General features: G+C 43.0%; 17 protein-coding genes. 6 read left to right on the plus strand and 11 right to left on the minus strand.

Features of this window, described 5'->3' with window-relative positions:
- Positions 1-4 precede the first annotated feature (4 nt).
- From leuB to ilvA, 4 genes are all read left to right on the plus strand, one after another.
- Positions 5-1,081 (plus strand): 3-isopropylmalate dehydrogenase, encoded by a 1,077-nt coding sequence (leuB, locus tag PQO05_RS21575; protein WP_273629518.1) that lies wholly within the window; start codon positions 5-7, stop codon positions 1,079-1,081.
- 112 nt (positions 1,082-1,193) lie between these two features.
- Positions 1,194-1,952 (plus strand): class I SAM-dependent methyltransferase, encoded by a 759-nt coding sequence (locus tag PQO05_RS21580; protein ID WP_273629519.1) that lies wholly within the window; start codon positions 1,194-1,196, stop codon positions 1,950-1,952.
- A gap of 174 nt (positions 1,953-2,126) precedes the next feature.
- On the plus strand, positions 2,127-3,290 hold the full coding sequence (locus tag PQO05_RS21585) for a 2-isopropylmalate synthase (RefSeq protein WP_273629520.1): 1,164 nt from the start codon (positions 2,127-2,129) through the stop codon (positions 3,288-3,290).
- Between the two features lie 2 nt (positions 3,291-3,292).
- Entirely contained in the window at positions 3,293-4,543 is a 1,251-nt protein-coding gene (gene ilvA / locus PQO05_RS21590; RefSeq protein ID WP_273629521.1) for a threonine ammonia-lyase IlvA, read from the plus strand.
- Positions 4,544-4,740: 197 nt separating this feature from the next.
- Here ilvA and PQO05_RS21595 read toward each other — a convergent pair whose 3' ends face one another.
- The 4 genes from PQO05_RS21595 to PQO05_RS21610 form a co-directional block, all read right to left on the minus strand.
- On the minus strand, positions 4,741-5,739 hold the full coding sequence (locus PQO05_RS21595; protein WP_273629522.1) for an ABC transporter ATP-binding protein: 999 nt from the start codon (positions 5,737-5,739) through the stop codon (positions 4,741-4,743).
- A gap of 71 nt (positions 5,740-5,810) precedes the next feature.
- Positions 5,811-6,635 carry an outer membrane beta-barrel protein gene (locus PQO05_RS21600; RefSeq protein WP_273629523.1) on the minus strand — a complete coding sequence of 275 codons (825 nt, stop codon included), beginning with the start codon at positions 6,633-6,635 and terminating at the stop codon, positions 5,811-5,813.
- Between the two features lie 33 nt (positions 6,636-6,668).
- Positions 6,669-7,559: a hypothetical protein gene (locus PQO05_RS21605; RefSeq protein WP_273629524.1), complete on the minus strand. Its 891-nt coding sequence runs from the start codon at positions 7,557-7,559 to the stop codon at positions 6,669-6,671.
- Positions 7,543-8,112, minus strand: a complete 570-nt coding sequence (locus PQO05_RS21610; RefSeq protein ID WP_273629525.1) for an RNA polymerase sigma factor — start codon at positions 8,110-8,112, stop codon at positions 7,543-7,545. The genes PQO05_RS21605 and PQO05_RS21610 overlap by 17 nt, the downstream gene beginning before the upstream one ends.
- A gap of 115 nt (positions 8,113-8,227) precedes the next feature.
- Between PQO05_RS21610 and PQO05_RS21615 the strand changes: the two genes are divergently transcribed.
- Together PQO05_RS21615 and PQO05_RS21620 are read left to right on the plus strand one after the other, a co-directional pair.
- On the plus strand, positions 8,228-9,490 hold the full coding sequence (locus tag PQO05_RS21615; RefSeq protein WP_273629526.1) for a metal-dependent hydrolase family protein: 1,263 nt from the start codon (positions 8,228-8,230) through the stop codon (positions 9,488-9,490).
- 185 nt (positions 9,491-9,675) lie between these two features.
- Positions 9,676-10,194: a GNAT family N-acetyltransferase gene (locus PQO05_RS21620; RefSeq protein WP_273629527.1), complete on the plus strand. Its 519-nt coding sequence runs from the start codon at positions 9,676-9,678 to the stop codon at positions 10,192-10,194.
- 175 nt (positions 10,195-10,369) lie between these two features.
- Here PQO05_RS21620 and PQO05_RS21625 read toward each other — a convergent pair whose 3' ends face one another.
- The 7 genes from PQO05_RS21625 to hemB form a co-directional block, all read right to left on the minus strand.
- The gene (locus PQO05_RS21625; protein WP_273629528.1) at positions 10,370-10,855 is read right to left on the minus strand and encodes a CopD family protein; all 486 of its coding nucleotides are present in this window, start codon (positions 10,853-10,855) and stop codon (positions 10,370-10,372) included.
- A 127-nt stretch (positions 10,856-10,982) separates the two neighbouring features.
- Complete coding sequence (gene hemE / locus PQO05_RS21630) at positions 10,983-12,008, minus strand: uroporphyrinogen decarboxylase (RefSeq protein WP_273629529.1); 1,026 nt, start codon at positions 12,006-12,008, stop codon at positions 10,983-10,985.
- Positions 12,009-12,043: 35 nt separating this feature from the next.
- On the minus strand, positions 12,044-12,526 hold the full coding sequence (locus PQO05_RS21635; protein ID WP_273629530.1) for a tetratricopeptide repeat protein: 483 nt from the start codon (positions 12,524-12,526) through the stop codon (positions 12,044-12,046).
- A 47-nt stretch (positions 12,527-12,573) separates the two neighbouring features.
- Positions 12,574-13,275, minus strand: coding sequence for a response regulator transcription factor (locus PQO05_RS21640; RefSeq protein ID WP_273629531.1), 702 nt, complete (start codon positions 13,273-13,275; stop codon positions 12,574-12,576).
- A 12-nt stretch (positions 13,276-13,287) separates the two neighbouring features.
- Positions 13,288-14,157: a sensor histidine kinase gene (locus tag PQO05_RS21645; protein ID WP_273629532.1), complete on the minus strand. Its 870-nt coding sequence runs from the start codon at positions 14,155-14,157 to the stop codon at positions 13,288-13,290.
- A 3-nt stretch (positions 14,158-14,160) separates the two neighbouring features.
- Positions 14,161-15,534, minus strand: coding sequence for a glutamate-1-semialdehyde 2,1-aminomutase (hemL, locus tag PQO05_RS21650; RefSeq protein WP_273629533.1), 1,374 nt, complete (start codon positions 15,532-15,534; stop codon positions 14,161-14,163).
- Between the two features lie 86 nt (positions 15,535-15,620).
- A complete protein-coding gene (hemB, locus tag PQO05_RS21655; protein ID WP_273629534.1) occupies positions 15,621-16,592 on the minus strand; it encodes a porphobilinogen synthase in 972 nt (323 codons plus the stop codon).
- Positions 16,593-16,649 lie beyond the last annotated feature (57 nt).

A 16,649-nucleotide genomic window follows, 5' to 3' on the forward strand; every position in this document is an offset into this window, starting at 1 on the left:
AAACATGAAAAAACACATCTTAGTTATTCCAGGCGATGGCATTGGGCCCGAGGTTACAACCTGGGGCAAAGCTGTTTTGGAGGAAATTGCTGCACAATACAACCACGAATTTACTTACGACGAGGCGTTGATGGGCCACGTAGCTATTGAAGCTACAGGCAACCCACTGCCCGACGAAACTTTAGAAAAAGCAAAAGCAAGCGACGCCATCCTGTTTGGTGCCGTTGGCCATGCTAAATATGATAATGATCCTTCGGCAAAAGTTCGCCCGGAGCAGGGGTTATTGAAAATCCGTAAAGAATTGGGTTTATATGCCAACCTGCGCCCCATCATGTTATTTGATGAGCTGCTGGATGCATCGAGCCTGAAACCGGAAGTATTGCGTGGTACAGATATCCTGTTTTTCCGTGAGCTGACCGGTGATGTTTATTTCGGTGAAAAAAAACGCAGCGAGGATAGAAACACAGCATCAGATCTGATGATCTATCACCGTTATGAGGTTGAACGTATCGCTAAAAAAGCATTCGAAGCCGCACAGGTTCGTGGTAAAAAATTATGCTCTGTAGATAAAGCCAACGTTTTGGAATCATCACGCTTATGGCGCGAGGTGGTACAGGAACTGGCTAAACAGTATCCAGATGTGGAAACCGAGCACATGTTTATTGACAATGCCGCTATGCAACTGGTTAAAAACCCTAAAAAATTCGACGTTGTACTTACTGCAAACTTATTCGGCGATATTTTAACTGATGAGGCATCACAAATTGCAGGATCAATGGGTATGCTGGCATCTGCTTCAATAGGTGATGGTACAGGTTTCTTTGAACCTATCCATGGTTCGGCACATGATATTGCCGGTCAGGATAAAGCTAACCCGCTGGCATCTATCCTGTCTGTAGCTTTGATGCTCGAGATCAGTTTCGGCCTAAAAGAAGAAGCGAAGAAGATTACCGACGCTATCGACAAAACATTAAAAGACGGCTACCGCACCGGCGACATCGCCGATGCCAAAACCGACAAAGCCAAAATTTTAGGTACCCATGCAATGGGACAAAAAGTTTTGGAATACTTGAGAGGATAAAGGACGAAGGACTTCTTGAGGAAAGACTTTGAGATAAAGGACGAAGGAGAAAAGACTCGAAACAAAGGACAAGTCCTGACAACAGACAACCGATAACTGACAACTGAATACAATGAACTGGAACGCTGATTTATATGATCAAAAACATGCATTCGTTTACCAATTTGGTGAAAATGTGGTAGAGTTGCTGGATGTTAAACCCGGCGAACGGATACATGATGTAGGTTGTGGTACGGGTTACCTTACACAGCAGATCAAAGATCAGGGAGCTGATGTTATTGGCACTGATTATTCGCCCGAAATGATCGCACAGGCGCAAAAGCTATACCCTGATGTAAAATTTGCGGTAGCTGATGCTGGCAACCATCAGTTCATAGAACCTTTTGATGCGGTGTTTAGTAATGCGGCTTTGCACTGGGTTAAAAACCAGGACGGCATGATGCAATCTGTTTATAACAGCCTTAAACCCGGTGGCCGCTTTGTAGCCGAAATGGGTGGCAAGGGCAATGTAGATAAACTGATCAGTGCTACCAAAGCTACATTAGAGAAATACGGTTATCACGAACAAGCCCAGATCAACCAATGGCATTTCCCATCGGTTGGCGAATATGCAAGCCGTTTAGAGTCGCATGGATTCAGGGTTGCATTTGCTTCACACTTCGATCGTAAAACACCGCTACAGGATGGCGCCCAAGGCGTATCTAAATGGATAGAAATGTTTGGCTCGGTTTATTTTAAAGATATCCCCGAGCAAGACAAACAACAAATACTGGCAGAAATTACCGAAATACTTCGCCCTTATTATGACGAAAACGGACAATGGTATGCCGATTATAAAAGATTAAGATTTATAGCTGTGAAAGAGATTTGAGACATTGTTTCAAAATATGAGATTTGAGATATTAGATTTGAGATCATATCTAAATTCATTTGCAGACGTATAAGATAATAAGAACGAAATAAAAAAGAACACATGTGAGAGCAGGATCGGCAGACAATTAAAATGTCTCATATCTCATATCTCACATCTAAAATCTAAGAAAATATGCTACACGATCCAAACCGCGTTTATGTATTTGACACCACCCTGCGCGATGGTGAGCAAGTACCAGGCTGTCAGTTAACCACACCCGAAAAAATTGAGATTGCCCGCGAACTGGAGCTACTGGGCGTAGATATTATTGAGGCCGGTTTCCCGGCTTCGAGCCCTGGTGATTTTCAAAGTGTTGTTGAAATTGCCAAAGCAGTAAGTGAACCTACTATTTGCGCCTTAACCCGCGCACACGAAAAAGATATTGATGCCGCCGTTGAAGCGTTGAAATATGCTAAACGCCCGCGTATCCACACCGGTATCGGCTCGTCTGACATGCACATTAAAACCAAGTTTAACAGTACCCGCGAAGAAATTCTGGAGCGTGCAGTGGCTGCGGTAAAATATGCCAAGAAATCGGTAGAAGACATTGAGTTTTACGCCGAAGATGCCGGCCGTGCCGATGTTGTTTACCTGGCACAAATGGTTGAGGCCGTTATTGCCGCCGGTGCAACGGTAGTGAACATACCTGATACCAATGGTTATTGCCTGCCCGATCAATACGGCAACAAGATCAAGTTTTTGAAAGAGCATGTTAAAAACATTGATAAAGCCATTATCTCGGTACATTGCCACAATGATTTAGGTTTGGCTACTGCCAATTCTATCGCTGGTTTACAGAACGGTGCCCGCCAGATCGAAGGTACCATCAACGGTATCGGCGAACGTGCAGGTAATACATCTATCGAGGAAGTCGTCATGGTACTGAAAACCCACCAAACTTTGGGCCTTTATACCAACATCAACTCTAAGATGTTTTATGAGCTGAGCCGCATGGTAAGCACGCAAATGCGCATGATCGTTCAGCCTAATAAAGCTATTGTTGGGGCTAATGCTTTCGCACACAGCTCTGGTATTCACCAGGATGGTTTCTTAAAGAATCGCGAAAATTACGAAATTATCCGTCCTGAAGATGTTGGTTTCCCAAGTGCAAGTATTGTATTAACAGCACGCAGCGGCCGCCATGCCTTGAAATTCCACCTGGAGCGTTTGGGTTATAACTTAAGCAAGGAAGAACTGGCTGATGTTTATGCCAAATTCTTAACCCTTGCAGATATTAAGCTTGATATCAATGATGATGATTTGAGAGGATTGATGCTTGCCCAGTTAGTAAAATAATAATGGACACAGCAACTAAATATCATCTCGATTTCGAATCTGCCTCGCAAAGGCTCAAAGGTGTTGTACGCCGCACTCCGCTGGAATTTAACCAGGGATTATCAGACCGTTTCGACTGCGAGGTTTACCTGAAACGTGAAGACCTGCAAGTGGTACGTTCTTACAAACTGCGTGGCGCATATAATATGATCAGCCAACTGGATGAAGATCAGATGCGCCGCGGTATTGTATGCGCCAGTGCGGGTAACCATGCACAGGGCGTAGCTTTCTCCTGCAAAAAACTGGGTACACGCGGCGTAATCTTTATGCCCGAAATTACCCCAAACCAAAAGGTTAAACAAACCCAGATGTTTGGTAATGGCAGTATTGACATTATATTGGTTGGCGATACCTTCGATGATTGCCTTCGGGAAGCCCTTGCTTACACCGAAGAACACGACATGACCTTTATCCCTCCTTTCGATAATGAACGCATTGTAGAAGGCCAGGGAACGGTTGGCGTTGAGATATATGAAGACCTGCCCGATGTTGAGGTTGTAATTATGCCAATCGGTGGCGGCGGCCTTGCAGCAGGTACAGGTACCTATCTTAAAAGCCAAAATCCGGGCATCACCTTAGCCGGTGTTGAACCAGAGGGTGCACCATCTATGTTTATGGCGCTTGAAGCAGGCGAGCCAATAACCTTAGCCAAAGTAAACCGTTTCGTCGACGGTGCTTCGGTTAAACGGGTTGGTTCTCTCAACTTTGAGATCTGCCAGCATATACTGGACGATATGTTAACTGTGCCCGAAGGTAAGGTGTGTACCGCCATGCTGAAACTCTATAACGAAGATGCCATTGTAGTTGAACCTGCGGGTGCGTTATCAATAGCAGTACTCGACTTATACAAAGAGCAGATCAGAGGCAAAAAAGTAGTTTGCATTGTAAGCGGCGGCAACAACGACATTGACCGTATGCAGGATATTAAAGAACAATCGCTGCTTTATGAAGGACTGAAACATTACTTCATCGTTCGTTTCCCGCAACGTCCCGGAGCTTTGAAACTATTTGTAAGCGAGGTATTAGGCCCGCACGATGATATTACCCGTTTCGAATTCATCAAAAAAACCGAACGCGAAAGCGGCCCCGCTCTGGTAGGTATCGAACTTAGAAATGCCGAAGACTATGCAGCTTTATTACAACGCATGGAAGCTAATCGTTTCGAGGTAATTGAGATTAACAGGGATCAGACGCTGTTTGAGTATTTAGTCTGAGGATCAGAATTTACAGAATAAAAGAATTATCAGAATTTCTGATTGTAGAGGCACAATATTTTGTGCCTCTTTTTTGTTTGTTCTCTCCGCCCGTCATTGCGAGGAACGAAGCAATCGCGAACTTTACAGAGCCGCTCCGTATATCGGGGATTGCTTCGTTCCTCGCAATGACGTATTGAATAATGATTGTCTCCTACTTAAAACTCCAAATGCTTACTCACCTTCACATTTACATGTTTACCTACCGGGTATTTCCCCATTTCGAGGTTAAACATTTTGATACGTGCATCGTCATGTGTTAAAATCAGTTCTTCAAATGGCCCTTTAAACAGGATACTGCTTACTGTCCATTTCTTGGGCATAAAGCTTTGTACAATGCCGATCCATTCGGGGTAGATCACTACTTTTTCCTTCTCAGTTTCGATACCCAGTAATTTAGCCTGCTGATTATTAAGCACATTGCAGTTAGTGAGCAGTTTGGCCGTATAGAAGTTTTGAGGATGATTGTACAGATCCAACGGTGCACCATGCTCAATAATTTCGCCATTGCGGATCACCACTAGTTCATCAGCCATCGAAAGTACTTCGGCCGGGTCATGCGATACCATAATTACGGTGATGCCGGTATCATGCACAATCTTTCTGATATCGTTTTGCAAGCCTTCGCGAAAAGAGGTATCAACCTGGTTAAAGGGTTCATCCAGTAATAATACTTCGGGCTTTAGGGTTAGGGCACGGGCTATGGCAACGCGCTGCTTTTCACCGCCGCTTAACATGGCTATCTTTTTATCGGCCATGTGCAGCATGTTAAGCTGGGTTAGCACTTCTTCAGTGCGTTCCTTTTTGTATTTAATATTGGTATTGGGTAACAGGGTGGCAATATTATCCCAAACATTGGCAAACAGGTTCAGGTCATCGGCATGCTGGGTAACCATCTTCATACTGTCGTGGCCGGGGATCAGCTTTTCTTCGGGTCCCCAAACTATCTCGCCTTTAAATCTTACACGTCCTTCTTGCGGAGAAAGCAGGCCATATAACAATCGTAATAAAGTACTTTTACCACTACCGCTTTCGCCAATAATAGCCGTAATAATACCCGGTTTAATATCAATACTCACATTGCGTACACCTGCTGCGTATTTACCAGCAAATATTTTGCTTACTGCTTTGGCCTGTAAAAAAGGTTGATCTGCCATGGGCGGTAAAGATACATAAAACAACAAAGGCCGCGATAATCGCAGCCTTTGTATTATAAACTCATTAAGTATTAAAAACCAATCATTATACCAAAAGAGAAGTTCTTAAGTCCATCCTGCGGCGGGCTGTCCTGGAACATATCATTAAAGTAGTACTTGGCAAATATCCCCAGAAAACCATAACCTACCCGGGCAACAGCACCGTAACGGGTATCGGCAAAGTGATAGTTACCATTCACTTTTTGCTTACCGTTTTCATCGCTTATCTGTTTAACGCGGCCGTTAATCAGGAAGCCTAACTCGGGGCCGGCTACAAAATGCCAGCGATGGCCGCTTGCGTTTTCAGCGGTACGGAAATCAAACGCTAATGGCACACGCACATAGGTTGATGAGAAACGGTTTTTGCTGTAATCAATATTATCCTGTGTGTAAGTAATATGATCTCCACCTCGTTGTATCGTAATGTTTTCACGCAAACGGATCAATGTCCAGTCGAAACCACCTGCTACATATATTTTAAATGTGCTGTTGAAACGATAGCTAAACTGCAATATATCGAAACCCACGTTACTGGTTTTCCATGAGCGGTACCTCAAAAAATTATTCTGAGGTGATAATTTAAAGCTGCCGTTATCAACCAGGGTAGCCAAACCTTCATCAAACCTGGTAAATGTTACCCCCCACGAAAAGCCTGGTGCTTTGCTATGGCGCGAGTAGTCCATCGTATCAATACCATCGGCATTAAGATGAGCTGCGCTCTCGCCTTTACCAAAACTTATATGAAAGCCTTTTTTTGCCTTTGTGGTATCAGTCTCTGTTTTAGTAGTATCTGCGCTTTGCGCAAACGCAGCAGTAGCAGCCGCAATTATTACCGCGGTAATTAGTAATCGTTTCATGGTTGGTATAATTATATAGATTGAGCGTATATCTTATTTTTCTTCTTTTTTAACCTTAACAAAACCCAGGTTTATGCCTGTAATATTCGATTCATCATCGTCGGTATCACTAAAATGGATCACCTTGTCCTGGCGTTTATCTACCTTGGCCACTACTACGTTAATCAGGTCGCCAAAGCTACGGATACCGTGTTTTTTAGCCGCCACCTTTGCCGGTTTTATTGCCGGTAGCGGTACAGAAGCCACTTTGTTTGTGGTTTTAAAATCGTCGACACCGGGTATAGCAGGTTTATCTACATTTAACGGCTCGTCGGGCACAACAGCTTGTATGGGCTTAATTTCTTTCTCGGGCAATGCAGCTAACGTTTGCTGTTCTACAGGCGTGCTTCTCTCCTGTTCAATTTCTTTTACTTCTATTGCCGATGGTTGAACTATTTTTCCAGTATGATGTTTTGAATTATTTGCGACAGCTAACTTATTGCCTGTAGCTACAACATCGTTAATCCTGTTATCTTTTTTACGTCCAATTGCGTTGGCAATTTTATCATGTTCTGTTTCTTGCTGTTCTACTTCTGCAGCAATTTGTTGATTGTTCTGTTTAGGCTGAAGCACATTCTCTTCGTTTCCGTCTTCATTCGTGTTTTCGCCTTTGGCAGATAGCTTTATACGTTGCTGTTTTACACCTGTTTGATTAGCTATTTGGTTATCAACCGGTTTATTACCCTTCAGCATAAAAAACAAACCAACTGCAATAAACACGGTAATGCCTGCCGCAATACGTAGCACCGGCACCAAGCTGCGTTTACGCTTGTTACCATCGAGCTCTACAACAATGCCCTTCCAAACCTTGTCAGAAGGTTGTATTTCCAGATTATCCAGTTTAGCCCGGAAAAGTTCGTCCATTTCTTTATCCTGCATACTCATAGTTTCTTCCTTCCATTTTAATCACCTGTTCTTTCAGTATCGATCTCGCCCTTGATAACTGCGATTTCGACGCACCTTCAGAAATCCCCATTATCTCCCCAATTTCTTTGTGCGAATAACCTTCTATCGCATATAAGTTAAACACCATCCTATAACCTGGTGATAGTTTTTGTATTAAACCCATCAGGTCTTTTGCATCCAGATTAGCCATTGCTACTGCATTAGCCGATTGCCCTGGCGTGGTATCATCAATCTCAACCTGCATCATTTTGTGGTGCTTGCGGTAATACTCTATCGAGCTGTGCACCATAATGCGGCGTACCCATCCTCCAAAAGAACCCTCGCCCCGGTAATCATTTATTTTTTGAAACACCCGCACAAACCCATTCTGCAACATATCTTCTGCTTCCATTTTATCAACCGCGTAACGCATACATACCGCCAGCATTTTACCGGCAAATTGCTTGTAAAGTAGCTCCTGCGCTTTTCTCTTGCCTGCTTTGCAATCGGCTACAAGTTCTTCAGTGGTATGTTTAAGTTTAAATAGCAGCATTTAATAGTAAGATGATACACAAGGGCAAATGGTTGCAAGGCGTAACATCTTTTTTTAATGATTTATAAATATACTTTTAACTATGGTTCGGGCTATGTTTTTATCTTTATGAATCATGAAAAAAACTGTCTTTCTTTTACTTTTCATTTTAAGCGCTTCAATTCTGCTGGCGCAAGACCATAAACTGATCCTTTTAAAGCCTGATCGTGTATTCGATGGCGAAACCATGCACACCGGATGGGCGGTTTTAGTAAAAGACAATCGCATTGAGGCAGTAGGCGAAACCAATACGATCACCGCCCCTGCCAATACTCAAATTATAGAATTAAAAGGTACTACACTATTGCCGGGTTTTATAGAAGGCCATTCGCACCTGTTCCTCCACCCTTATAATGAAACGAAATGGGACGACCAGGTTTTAACCGAAAGCCGCGCCGAACGTACAGCCCGTGCCGTAAACCATGCCCGCGCTACTTTAATGGCAGGCTTTACCTCGGCGCGAGATTTGGGTACCGAGGGTGCAGGTTATGACGATGTAGGATTGAAGGCTGCGATTAACAAGGGAATGATTCCCGGTCCACGGCTCTTAGTGGCAACACGCGCCATTGTAGCTACCGGCAGTTATGGACCAAAAAGTACGGTTACCGAAGCCATCATACCAAAAGGCGCTGAAGAAGCAGATGGTATGGACGGATTAACCCGTGTAATCCGCTCACAGATTGGCTATGGCGCTGATGTAGTAAAACTATATGCTGATTATCGCTGGGGGCTGGATGGCGCATCTGAACCCACCTTTACCGTCGATGAGCTAAAGTTGGCTGTACAGGTTGCCAGTAGCAGCGGGCGCATGGTAGTGGTACATTCATCAACCGAAGAAGGAATGCGCCGATCGATAGCAGCCGGTGTTAAAACCATTGAGCATGGCGATGGCGGTACGCCAGAATTATTTAAGTTGATGAAAGATAAAGGCATAGCGCTTTGCCCTACCCTCGCCGCTACAGAAGCCACCGAAATTTATAAGGGCTGGAGAAAAGGCATCGATCCTGAAACTGATAAAGTAAAAAGGAAACACGTCATGTTTACCGAAGCCCTAAAATCGGGCGTTACGATTTGTATGGGTGGCGATGTTGGCGTATTTGCCCACGGCGATAACGCCCGTGAGATGGTTTTAATGGCCGAGTATGGCATGAAACCTATCGACGTACTAAAATCTGCCACATCAGTCAACGCCGAAGTTTTTGGCTTAAAGAAATTAGGACAAATTAAAAATGGTTACCTGGCAGATATTGTTGTAGTTAATGGCAACCCCGTGGAAGATATTAAAGTGGTGAAGGATGTGAAGTTGGTGATGAAGGATGGGGTAATTTATAGGCAATAATATTGATTTCGGAGGTCGGATTTTCGATTTCGAATTTATTGCCTATCACGTCATCCCGAACTTATTTCGGGAACCCACAGGACGGGTTACCGATTAGTTGTACACTTAGCATTTGGGATGTTGAAACAAGTTCAGCATGACATACTTATTTTAATTAAGTTTCGAATCAAGATAAACTTAGCACAATGAACATTAACCTCCACCCTTTCCCAATCCTTACAACCGAACGCCTTACATTAAGGAAACTTAATGAAAAAGATGCTGATGCAATATTCCGTCTCCGTTCTGACAATATTGTAAATGCCTATCTCGACAGAGAGCCAGCTGCAAGCATCCAAGACGCTAAAAATTTCATCCAGAAGATTGAAAGTATACTTCAAAATCAACAAGGCGTTTACTGGGCTATCGCTCTTAATACCAATGATACACTGATCGGTACTATCTGTTATTATAATTTCGATTTAGAAAATAATGTAGCAGAGATTGGCTACGAACTTAGCCCAGTTTACCACGGGCAAGGCATTATGCAGGAAGCTATTGAAAAGGTAATACGCTATGGATTTGAGGTGATGCAGTTAAACTCGATAACCGCCTTTCCCCGGATGGATAATGAAAATTCTATAAAGCTTTTAAAACGGAATAGATTTGAGTTGGATGAAGCGGTAGAAGATAATTATGCGGTGTATGTTTTGAAGCGGGCATAACTGGATAGTTCCACCACGTCATCCTGAACTTGTTTCGGGAACCCACAGGACTGGTAGCAGACCCTGCATATTTTAGACTTGGCGTGTGGGGTGCTGAAACAAGTTCAGCATGACGAAATTTTTAGAGATTGTTTTATCCCGATTCTTGACTCCCGATTCCTGATTCCCTTAAAACCTATTTCTTCAATCTATAATACTTATAGATTTTCACTGCCGACATGATAATCATTGAGAAAGCAATGATCCCCAGTACACCAAAAATCCAGCTTAGGGCATTTTTTAACACCACTAAAAATACGATTGCAAAAAGAAATATCGTAGCTACCTCATTCCAGATGCGGAGTTGAGTTGATGTCCAGGTGTAGATGCCCTGGCGCATTTGTTTCATTTTGTGGATGCAGATAAAGTGGTAAACCACCAAACCGCCCACAAAAGCCAGTTTAACATGCATCCAGGGTTGCTTGAGCCACTCGGGCTGGATACATAACATGCTGATGCCGGCAATAAGCGTAAGCAGCATAGCCGGGGTACTAATGATGTTCATCAACTTGCGCTCCATAATCTCAAACTGGTCCGACAGTACTTTACGCTCTGCCTCTACCCGCTCCTGTGCTTCGGTATGGTAAACAAAAAGCCGCACAATATAAAAGAGCCCAGCCATCCAGCTGACTACAAATATGATGTGTATGGATTTTAAGTATAAGTACATACCCCCTAACCCCCTAAAGGGGGAATTGTTAAATTAGTTTATAATGAAACTCCTGCTCCCCCTTCAGGGGTTGGGGGGTTTAGTATTTATATTCCTTTATTACCTCAACCGCATACTTCACGTTATCAAATGGAATATCCGGCATAATACCGTGGCCAAGGTTAAAAATAAAGCCTTTTTCGCCACGCATACGCTCAAACAAACGGTGGATACGTTCTTTAATAACCGGTTTATCGGCGTACAAGATATGCGGATCAAGGTTACCTTGTACAGCAATGCCTTGCGGTAAGCGGTTTTTAATATCGAGCAGGTCAACGTTCCAGTCGATAGAGATAACATCAGGTTTAGCTTCTGCCATCAATGGCGCAAAAACCGAGCTGCCTTTACAGAAAGAAATCACTGGAATATCCTTGCGGTTAAGGTTGGCAATAATTTCCTGGATGTAACGGTGCGAAAATTCTTTATAATCGTCCCATGCCAATGCCTGTGCCCAGCTATCGAAAATTTGTACGGCATTAACACCGGCTTCGATCTGTAAGTTTAAATAAGCAGCAGTAACTTTGGCAATTTTGGCCAATAACTGGTGGGCCATTTGGGGCTCGTTGTGCAGCATTAGCTTGGTTAGCTTAAAATCTTTTGAAGATCCACCCTCAACCAAATAACTCATTACTGTGAATGGCGCACCGGCAAAACCGATCAACGGGATTTTACCGTTTAAACGTTGCTGAATAACTTTAATAGCATCGGCCACATATTGCAGCTTATCCAACACATCAACATTTAAATTGTCGATATCGGCTTGTGTACGTACCGGATTGGCAAACTTAGGGCCAATGTTTTGGGTAAAGCTCAGGTCGCCACCCATCGCTTCGCCTGTAACCAGGATATCTGAGAATAAAATAGCAGCATCAATACCCAGTAAATCAACCGGCAGCATGGTTACATCTGCGGCAATCTCTGGGGTTTTGCACATTTCCAGGAAAGAGTATTTGTTTTTAATTTCCCAATACTCGGGCATAAAACGGCCAGCCTGGCGCATCATCCATACTGGTGGGCGTTCTGTTTCTTGTGAAAATGCGGCTTTTATAAATAATGAATCTTTCATATAGTACCCGGACAGGCCCTCACGGCCTTTCCTCTTTATTTAGTTTTGTGTTTCTTTATTTCTGTTTGCAAACGCTCAATAACAGCCTTCATTTTGGCCGTAATTTTATCGTGATGCTTTTCTGCCAGTCCAATGTAAGCCTCAGCTTTATCATAATTATGCTGCCTGATGCTAATGTTAGCCACATGCGCCAATGCCGCCACGTGATCATTAAGAGAGCGTAACGGATATTGTATCGCTATTTCGTAATGCTTTTCGGCAGCATCGTAATCCTGCCTTTGCAGGCTGATCCCTCCCAGCATAAATTCGTAAAAGCCGCGACGTTTACGGTTTAACCATTCGGGTCGTTTGATGCTTAGCAGTAATTCTTCGGCCTTCTCGTAATCTTTATTATGGAAACTTTTGGCAGCCATAACAATTGGGCCCTCTTTAAAGTAGCCCCATATCAGCAGCAAAAAGAACATAAGCGCAACGCCTGCCAATTCATAAACATGCTCTTGTACAAAAAAAACCAGCATCAAAAAAAAGATGCCGGCTATTATAATTCGTGCTCTGTTTGTTAACATTAATGCGTATCTGTAAACTTATAGCCTACCCCACGGATTGAATGAAAATAAACAGGGTTCTTAGGATCCGGCTCAAAATATTTACGGAAGGTAAGAATGAAGTTATCGATGGTACGGGTTGATGGGTACACATCATAGTTCCAAACGGTTTCCAAAATCTGCTCGCGCGATACAGCCTCGTTACGGCGCTCTATCAGCAGCTTCAACAGCATGGTTTCTTTTTTGGTTAATGCCGTGATCGATCCATCCTCGTTAATTAACTCAAAAGAGTTAAAGTGAATAGTTTTATCACCGATCTTATAGCTGTTAAACTCTTTCAGGTCTTCACCTTTCAGGCTGCGTTTTACCAGGTTGTTCACACGTAAAATCAGCTCTTCGAGGTTAAAAGGTTTGGTCAGATAATCATCTGCACCTTTTTTAAGGCCTGCAATTTTATCCTCGTTGGTATTCTTCGCCGTCAGGAACATAATCGGCACTTCAGAGTTTTCTAATCTGATAGTTTCGGCTACAACAAAGCCGTCAACCTCTGGCATCATTACATCCAGTATAATCAGGTTAAAGCGTTCTTCTTTGAAGATCTGTAACGCCTTTTTACCATTGTTAGCAGTTGATACTTTGTATCCTTCTAATTCCAGGTTTAATTTGATGGCCTCGAGCAAATGCTCTTCATCTTCGGCCAATAGAATTCTTTTCTTTGACATATTTAATTTAGGTTAACCAAAAACAACTTCAAACACGCTGCCTTCCGGGATATTATCTTTAACCCTGATGCTGGCCTCATGCTTATCTAAAACTTGCTTCACTATGTATAAACCTAAGCCCGTCCCCTTTGTGTTACGGGTATCCTCACTACCTACACGGTAAAACCTCTCGAAAATACGGCTTTTTTCATTATCTGCGATACCTATCCCTTGGTCGGCCACCATGAAGTAAACCTGGCCATCTTTTCTGAACAGTTTTACATTAACCTCGGCGCACGGCTGCGAGTATTTAACAGCATTTTCGATAAGGTTGGTTACTACAGAAGTTAAAGCAAATTTATCGCCGGTGATCTCAATTTTGGGTTCAATCTCGGCGTTGATCAACTGCTGACTAAAGTCGCATTTATTAATTTGCAAACGGTTTACTACGCTATCAACTAACGTAGAAAGGTTAAACTGCTCTTTAGGGAAAGTATATGAGCGGTTTTCTATTTTCGAAGCCAGCAGCATATTTTCCACCATATCGTTCAATCGGTCTACATCCAGCAAACACTTGCCGGCAAAATCAATGATCTGCGAATGTTCGAGTTTTCTTTTCTGGATGGTTTCCATATATAATTTAATGGAAGCCAGCGGCGATTTCAATTCGTGCGTTACCGAAAGCAGGAAGTTTCTTTTCTGCTCTTGTAAACGGCGTTCTTTGTTAATTGATGTATGCAGGTTGTATGCACCTACTGTAAAAACCAGTATAAAAACCGATCCTTCGCCCATAATCATCCCGAACCTGCCGGGTTGCAGGTGAACCAACATGTATCCCCACCAAAACAACTCGGCAATGGCGTAGATAATTAATGCATAAAAAATTACAAATGGCCTTTTCATCGCTTACTTGTCTTTAAATACAATATCTAAACTATCAAAAATAGCGCGTTTTGTTCTTTCTAAATCTGTTTTTGTGTGGGCTGATGAAATAAATCCTACCTCATAGCCAGATGGCCCCAGATAAATACCACGATTTAATAATTCGCGGTGCAGCTTTTTGAATTTCTCCATGCTGCTTCCATCAATCTCTTCGGCCTTGCGGATAGCTGCCTGATTGGTAAACGCAAACCAAAAGATAGAACCGATATGGAACACCTTGAATTTATAATTACGCGCCGTAGCAAAACGTTGAATTGATTCGGCAAACTCTTCGGTCTTGTTATTCAGGTCACGATAGAAACCCATGCGCAACAGCTCGGTAATCTGACCGATACCTGCTGCCATGGCAACCGGGTTACCAGATAATGTACCTGCCTGGTAAACGCTACCAACCGGTGAGATATGATCCATAATCTCGGCAGATGCACCGTAAGCGCCAACTGGTAAACCACCACCGATGATTTTACCATAGGTCAAAATATCTGGCTTAATCTGATAGTAACCTGCAGCACCTTCGAAACCTAAACGAAAACCAGAGATCACTTCATCGAAGATCAACAAAGTACCATTCTCTGTACAAATATCACGCAGGAATTGCAGGTATTCTTTCTCTTGCAGTAGCAGGCCATTGTTGGCTGGTACTGGTTCGATAATTACCGCTGCAATCTGATCTTTAAATTCGGCGAAGGCTTCTTTTAAAGCTTCGCGATCATTTAATGATACCACAATGGTTTGCTCGGCAAATGCTTTAGGGATGCCTGCTGATGAGGTTTCGCCAAAAGTAACCAGTCCGCTACCGGCTTTAACCAGTAATGAGTCTGAGTGGCCGTGATAGCAGCCCTCGAACTTTAAAATCTTATCGCGTTTGGTAACGCCACGGGCTAGCCTGATAGCCGACATAACAGCCTCTGTACCCGAGCTTACAAAACGTATTTTTTGAATGTATTTGTTATTCTTGAGAATTAGTTCGGCCAATTCATTTTCCAATGCAGTTGGTGCCCCGAACGACATGCCGTGTTGAATTACTTCCAACACTTTCTCCCGAACCTTGGCATTGTTATGACCCAGGATAAGCGGCCCCCATGAGCAGCAGTAGTCTATAAACTGGTTACCATCAGCATCCCATAAATAGCTACCATCACCTTTTTCAATAAAAAGCGGGCTACCATAAACAGATTTAAACGCACGTACCGGCGAGTTTACCCCACCCGGGAAATACGTTTTAGCCTTCTCATACAATTCAGCAGACTTTTCGCGAACGATATCTGCCTTGCCTGTGGTATTCACAGGCTCATCGCCCTCATTACCAGAAAATATTTTTTTAAACGAATCGAACATGTTTTTTAAAGTCAAAAGTTAGAAGTCAAAAGTCAAAAGTTGAAGGCGCACCTTTTTACTTTTAACTTTTGACTTTTAACTTATTTTTATAGCCATTTATTTAACAATACTTCTTTAGCGTGGTAGGTTAAAATTGAGGTTGCTCCGGCACGTTTAAAGCTTGTTAGTACTTCTGTGATGGCGCGCTGCTCATTTAACCAGCCGTTTTGTATAGCAGCCTTTATCATGGCATACTCACCGCTTACATTATACGCGGCAATTGGCAATTCAGTATTATCTTTTAATAGTTTAATTACATCAAGATATGGCAAACCTGGTTTCACCATTAAAAAGTCAGCACCTTCTGCTTCGTCTAAGCGAGCCTCAATTAAGGCTTCGCGCTGGTTGGCAGGGTTCATCTGGTAGCTTTTTTTATCACCAAATTTTGGTGCCGAACCCAAAGCATCCCTAAACGGACCGTAAAATGCACTGGCATATTTAGCGGTGTACGACATGATAGATACATTGGTAAAGCCTTCATTATCCAAAGCCTCACGGATGTAACCTACGCGGCCATCCATCATATCAGATGGTGCAATAATATCGGCACCGGCGCGTGCATGGGCTATCGACATTTTAGCTAAAACCTCTAAAGTTTCATCGTTTAATATCTCGCCATTTTCAACAATGCCATCGTGGCCATCGCTGCTGTATGGGTCCATCGCTACATCTGTTACTACGCAAGCTTCGGGGAAATGTTTTTTCACTTCGGTGATGGCACGCAGGTACAAACTCTCTTCGCGGTAGCTTTCTGTTGCGTATTTATCTTTCAGATCCTCATCAATATTGGGGAAAAGATCAAAGGCTTTTAAGCCCAGGTTCATACAGCTTTCAACCTCACGCAGCAGGTTATCAATCGAATACCGAAAAATGCCCGGCATTGATGAAACTTCTGTTTTCTGATTTGTACCTTCTACTATAAACAGTGGGAAAATCAAGTTAGCAGCGCTAACATGTGTTTCCTGCACCATTTGGCGTATCACTTCACTTTTCCTGTTCCTTCTTGGTCTCTGTAACATATTATTTAGTTCGTAGTTGATGGTTCATAGTTCATAGCCGAACCCTACTTTTTTATT

Source organism: Mucilaginibacter jinjuensis (assembly GCF_028596025.1).
Classification (GTDB): Bacteria; Bacteroidota; Bacteroidia; order Sphingobacteriales; family Sphingobacteriaceae; genus Mucilaginibacter; species Mucilaginibacter jinjuensis.